Source organism: Streptomyces sp. NPDC015127 (assembly GCF_043080095.1).
In the GTDB taxonomy this organism is placed as follows: Bacteria; Actinomycetota; Actinomycetes; order Streptomycetales; family Streptomycetaceae; genus Streptomyces.
The window spans coordinates 1-5,903 of record NZ_JBIBVE010000066.1; the positions used below are offsets into that span (position 1 = coordinate 1).

At 64.5% G+C, this 5,903-nt stretch carries 2 protein-coding genes and 2 pseudogenes; 2 read left to right on the forward strand and 2 right to left on the reverse strand.

Annotated elements, in window-relative coordinates; translation table 11 throughout:
* Positions 1-498 precede the first annotated feature (498 nt).
* Positions 499-2,292, reverse strand: a complete 1,794-nt coding sequence (locus ACF08N_RS37595; protein ID WP_392329204.1) for an MFS transporter — start codon at positions 2,290-2,292, stop codon at positions 499-501.
* Between the two features lie 1,202 nt (positions 2,293-3,494).
* Here ACF08N_RS37595 and ACF08N_RS37600 point away from each other — a divergent pair.
* A complete protein-coding gene (locus ACF08N_RS37600) occupies positions 3,495-4,823 on the forward strand; it encodes an APC family permease (RefSeq protein ID WP_392329205.1) in 1,329 nt (442 codons plus the stop codon).
* Between the two features lie 246 nt (positions 4,824-5,069).
* A pseudogene (locus ACF08N_RS37605) lies at positions 5,070-5,250 on the forward strand (transposase); the annotation flags it as partial.
* A 400-nt stretch (positions 5,251-5,650) separates the two neighbouring features.
* Here the strand turns inward: ACF08N_RS37605 and ACF08N_RS37610 are convergent.
* Positions 5,651-5,903, reverse strand: a pseudogene (locus ACF08N_RS37610) (IS3 family transposase); the annotation flags it as partial.

Here is a 5,903-nt window from a genome sequence, read left to right on the forward strand (position 1 = left end):
TACGACACGCTCATGGCCGACCAGCTCGAGACGGCCGTCGAGAAGGACGGCAAGGGCGACCTCGCGACGCTCCTCGCCGGCAACGACACCTGGACCGTGGTGAATCTACCCAGACAGCACCGCACCATGGCCGACTAGTTACGCGTTCCCCCACCCATCGCGTCTTGACCGGTCGCGGGCCGTGCGGGGTCGGTCTCGAGGCGGGCGATCGTCGGGGTGATGCCGCGGCTACGGAGGGTGCGTGGGTAGGTGGCGACCTACACTCGCCATCTTTTCTCACCACGCACGCATACCATAATGAGCTCCATCGCGGCGAGAGAAGTACGTGAGCATCTTTCCCCCTGGCGTCGGCCCATACGGGCAGGGTCATGAGTCCGGTCAGACGGATTGCGGTGAACCAGCCGACACAAGCGGAAATTTCCTGGACTCGACCAGACGCACCCGTGCCAGGATTTCCGGTGACTAAGTTTTCTATGACGTCGCCTGAGGAAAGCCGTGCTATCGGGAGCATGGTGTTCCCCGGGGAAATTGGTATGGGGCCGCTATTTTGTATTCTCCCGCTTTCGGGGCATGCAGGTAGGTCCACTCGTCGCCCGCGCGGTCTTTCGGCGCTTTGGTCAGACAGCCGTTGCTGTTTGGAGATCCGCTGTTTTGCATCGGCGGCTTCAGGCTTTTGCCTTCGTCGTCGACCAGTGCGAGCCAGGGTGAATACGGAATGCGGACAAGCGCTGTTCCTGGTGACGGCATGGTGACGGTCAGGGCGTCGGCCGTCGTGCGCTCGGCTGCCGCGGGTGCCTCGGCCAGTGGCTCGGGGTCGCGAACCTCGTAGAGCTCCCAGTGCGCATCCGCCCAGACCCGCTTCAAATACGGCTGCCCCGCTTCGACGATCTGGGCTTCTTCGACGGCCGCATGATCCGGCTTGCCTTCTTTGGGCAGCACGACGTAGCGCACGGCCCAGCGCCGCAGCCACGCGTGATAGCTCTCTGCGGTGAGCGTGCTGTCGTAGAAGAGGGGATTGCGTTTGGCGTCAGCCTGGCGGTTCCAACCGCGGGCAAGATTGATGTGCAGCGCGAGAGCGGAAGACTCACGGTGACTCGCGGACGGCACAACTTCCACCCGGCCGCGCTCGGCATGCAGCCGCTGCAACTGGTCGAGCAGCGGTGCCAGTTTCGCGTGGTTCCACAAAGCAGCCGGGGACGTCCGCACCTGGTCACCGATTGTGTTTGTAACCTGCCATGTGGTGACGGCGAGGAAGGCTGTGCAGAGCACAAACCACTGGCGCGACCGTGGGGCGCTCCACGACATGGCGGCGACGAACACCACCCCTGCGAAGAGCAGCGCGAAACGAGTGACGTTGCTGCCTACCTGCGAGGAAACAGCCCCCGTGAGAACAATACCGACGGCATAGACGGCAGCGGCCAGTCGAACTATCCGCCACTTCCTCGGGACCAGCAATACGGCGCCGACAGCGCTGAGAAACGGCATGACAGCCGTGCCGAACGACATCGGCTGAGTCCCCGCGAAAGGGAACAGCCAAGCCAACAGACCCACGACGACACACGGGACGATTCCCAGGGCACAGGCCGCGGCACGGCGTCCGCGCAGGAACAACGCGGCAGCAACAACGCCGAGAAAGAGACCAGCCACCGGGCTGCCGGCGGTCGCGAGCCCGGATAGCACAGCCGCGGCCACCCCCTGGCACGCCCGGCCCCGGCGGGTACGCCAGCGGGACAGACGCGGCCAGCAGTAGACGACGGCCACAGCAGCCAAGGCGAAGCACAGACCGAGCCCGAACGTGACGCGGCCCGACACAGCACTGCAGGTAAGCGCGAACGCCCCCGCCAACGCAGGCGGCACAGGCCGCCTCACTCCAGGGCTCCGCAGGAGGATCAGCGCCAGCAAGCCGCACGAGACGGTGCCAGCTACCAGCATGGTGGTGCGGACACCGAGCACCGCCATGACATACGGAGAGATCACACTGTAGGAAACCGGGTGCAGTCCGCCATACCACCCAAGGTGGTAGGCCGAACCCGGATGCTCCCGAGCGAATCCCGCCCAGGCATCCTGAGCGGCCAGATCCCCTCCGCTGTTGGCCAGTAGTCCCAGCCACAGGACATGCAGTACCCCGCCCACCATCACAGTCAGGAAGACGGGCGACCGGCCTTGTCGCTGTTCGGCCTTGAGAAAGCCGCGCAGACCACCAGGACGAGAGCCATCCAGCGAGCGCGCGGGAACGGATATGTGACCTTCGATAGGTTCGCTACCCTCAGTACGAGGGGCCTTCGTCGTCATGGCTCCTCGTCGCGGCGGGGGGCCGCCCCATAGAAGTCGGAAAGCCGCGGCTGGCATGGGCAAGTTCACCCGTCAGCAACGGCCTCCTGTAGCCTCGACGACTTTCGGCTGCTCTGTCGTGAGTGTTCCCTGCTCTTTTCCTCGGCGCTGTGTTCCTGAGGGGACTCGCACAGCAATAAGCCGCGTCGCCATCGTGCTGAGCTTGGGGACGCCCGGTCCTCGAGTGCCTTATTTGGGTACACCTGGCTCTCGGCGAGACGGCCTGTTCCGTGAGGGCCTCACGCCGAGGAGGGATGACGGTGAAGGGACTCAGAAGCCTCTGACGCTCACGGGGGGAGAGGTCAGGTCGATCCGCTTGTCCATGTCGGGGCGGAAAGTGCCGTACGGGTTGTTTCGACCAGCACAGCGCGGTAAGCCCGCGCCGGTCCTCCTCCGTCAGCTTCTTCACCCAGCTTGGTTCGGCGAGGACCTGCTGAAGTAGCAGCATGTTGACGTGCACCAGGGCCGACTGGAGCAGGTGAAGCGCATCGAGGTCTCGGCATGTTCCTTGTCCGCCCCTGTGAGGGCGCCGTCCTTGCTGTAGTGCAGAACGGTGTTGGCGCTATTCCAGTTCTCCACGACCTTGGAGCCCGCCGTTGATCTCGCGGCGTAGGTCGGGCCTGGCAAGGTAGTCGCAGGCGAAGATGGTACGCACGGCCAGGCATCCAGCCGGTGCCCTTCTGCCTACCAAAGCGATCACACGTGGCTGCAGGACCGCTACAAGGAACCGGTTCAGCTCAGGCTGCCGCCAGCAGACGAACCTTTCGGGTGTTTTGCACCCGCATTGGGCATGGCTTACTCAGGAGCTGGTGCTTGGGGTGGAGGAGAGTGGGCGAGGGAGAAGAGGACCCAGTTGAACACTTGTTTCCCCACGCTCATCATCTCAAGCCGGAGGGTCCCGCTCAGGAAGTGACCGCCACCGCTCCTGCTGGCCTGCACCGGCCAGCACAGCGGCCCGGCAATCTGACCACTTAGGGGAAGCGGCGGCCGGCCGGCCCAGTTCCCTTCGCGTGATCCTTTCACCGTCCACGCCGCTCTCCTGTACACCATCAGCGTCCCGTACCTGGCCGCAGGGGACGGCGCGCCTACCCCGTCTCTGAACCCTCCTGGAGTCCGTCATGTCCCACCATCGGCCAGCCGGCGCCCTGAAGAGAGTGATGGGCGTGCCCGCCCTGGTTGTCTTCGGCCTCGCCTACATGGTTCCCCTAACGGTCTTCACCACCTACGGAGCCGTGGCACAGACCACCGAAGGCCACGTCCCCACTGCCTACCTGATCACGCTCGTCACGATGCTCTTCACCGCGGTCAGCTACGCGGTACTCGTGCGCGCTTACCCTCAAGCGGGCAGTGCGTATGTCTATGCGCGACATGCCTTCGGCCGTCATGTTGGTTTTCTGACCGGCTGGACGCTGATGCTCGACTACCTTCTTCTCCCACTCATCAACTACTTGGTGATGGGCATCTATCTGCACGCGCAGTTCCCGTCAGTCCCGGGCTGGGTGTTCGCACTGGCCGGGATTGTGGTGGTGACGGCGCTGAACATCGTTGGCATCACGCTCGTGCGTGACGCCAACCTCCTGTTGGTGGGAGTACAGCTCCTCTTCGCCATGGTCTTCCTGGCAACCGCGGCGGCCCACGTCGCCGACCACCCGGGAACCTCCTTGCTCCAGCCGCTGTACGACGCCGGAATGACCACCTCCGGCCTCGCGTCGGGCGCTGCCGTTCTCGCCCTGTCCTACCTCGGATTCGACGCCATCTCGACTATGTCTGAAGAAGCGCGCGATCCGCGCCGAACCGTGCCACGGGCCATTGTCCTGACCACCCTCATTGGTGGTTTCGTCTTCACCATCATCTCGTACGCCGCGCAACTCGTTCAGCCTGACTGGCGCGACATTGACGAGCCCGACGCAGCGGCAGCCCAGATCATGGGGATCGCCGCGGGCCACTGGCTCGAGGTGTTCTTCCTTGTGGCTTACATTTCTGGATGTGTGGCGGCGGCCATAGCCAGTCAGGCCAGCGTGGCACGCGTTCTGTACGCGATGGGCCGCGACCGGGTGTTTCCCCGTCTGGTCTTCGGTACCCTCAGCGCCCGCTTCAGCACCCCCGTGGGAGCCACGCTGGTCGTCGGCTTCATCTCGCTGGCCGCCCTCTTCAGCGACCTGGGCACTGTCGCCTCCTTGATCAGCTTCGGTGCGCTGGCCGCGTTCTCCCTGGTCAACCTCTCCGTGGTGAAGCACTTTCTGATCGACAGGAAGCTGCGGGGAATGAACGCGATGCTCCATTACGGCGTGGTGCCTGTTTTGGGCTTCGCTCTCACCGGCTGGCTGTGGTCCAGCCTGTCGTCCCTCACCCTCACCGTCGGCCTCTTCTGGTTCGGTGTCGGAGCCACTTATTTGGCTCTCTTGACCCGCGGCTTCCGCCAACCGCCCCCGGCAGTCGAGTTCGACGAGAGCAGCCCCGGCCACACCCACGAGCTGGAGCCCACACCATGAGCAGTTCCGTACCTGTGACTTCTTCACCCAGAACGCCCTCCCTGCGCCCGAAGTGAGCTGGCCGAGGCCGAGACGCTTCGGGCATGCGATCGCCGCCAGTCCGCTGGGAAGCCAGAAGCGAACTTTCTGAATCACTGGTGGCGCCCCCGCCCTGGCCGGCGCCTTTGACGGAGAGCAGAACCGGTTCGTCGTCTAGGCGTTGGCCTAGGACCGTGTCCTATGTGGTGACGGCCCGTTGAGCTATGCATGCGGCGAGGTACGTGGAGTTGGATTGTGCCGGACGGGCTGTGGGAGATCGCGAAGCCGCTGATCCCCACCGTCGCAGACGCGCCCGCAGGGCGGCGGGACGCAGGACACGCCTGATGAGACGCTGTTCGCGGCGATCATCTATGTCCTGGTCAGTGGCTGTGCTTGGCGTGCGTTGCCGCACCTGCCGGTGCGCAACCGCCTGGACCCGCCGGGCACTGGAGGCTGCCGGTTTCTCCGGCACAGACCGCTCACGCTACCTACACCATCACCTTGAGAGCTTCAGGCCTCGTCGCCATACGCTCGCCGATCTCACCAAGTCCACTGCCCCTCCCGGTTGGCACCTACACCTTCGCGAACCAGACGGCACCCGCATCGGTGAAGCATTCATCAGTCACTGCCTGCCAGGCACCGCAGTCCTGGAGTGGCTCACCCTAGAACCTTGAGCTGTCCCGACTTTCGTAACGGCCGGTTGCGTGTTTTCAGGCGGCGTTCGGGGCTGCCTGGGGTCGGTGGTGATGAGCCTCGAATTCCTCGGGCGGGAGGTAGTCGAGGGCTGGGTGCAGGCGCTCGGTGTTGTACTAGCCGACGCACTGGACGACGGCACGTTCGGCCAGGTCAGCGTCGCGCCAGGGCCCTTGAAGCTCGATCCCAGTTCCGCCTTGAAGGAGCCGTTGAGGGCCTCGGCCATGGCGTTGTCGTAGCTGTCCGCGTCAGAGCCGACCGACGCGGTCGCGCCGGCCTCGATCAGACGCTTGCCGTAGCGAATCGACACATATTGTGAGCCGCGGTCGCTGTGATGAATCAGTCCTGAGCTCTTTTTGATTCCCCGCC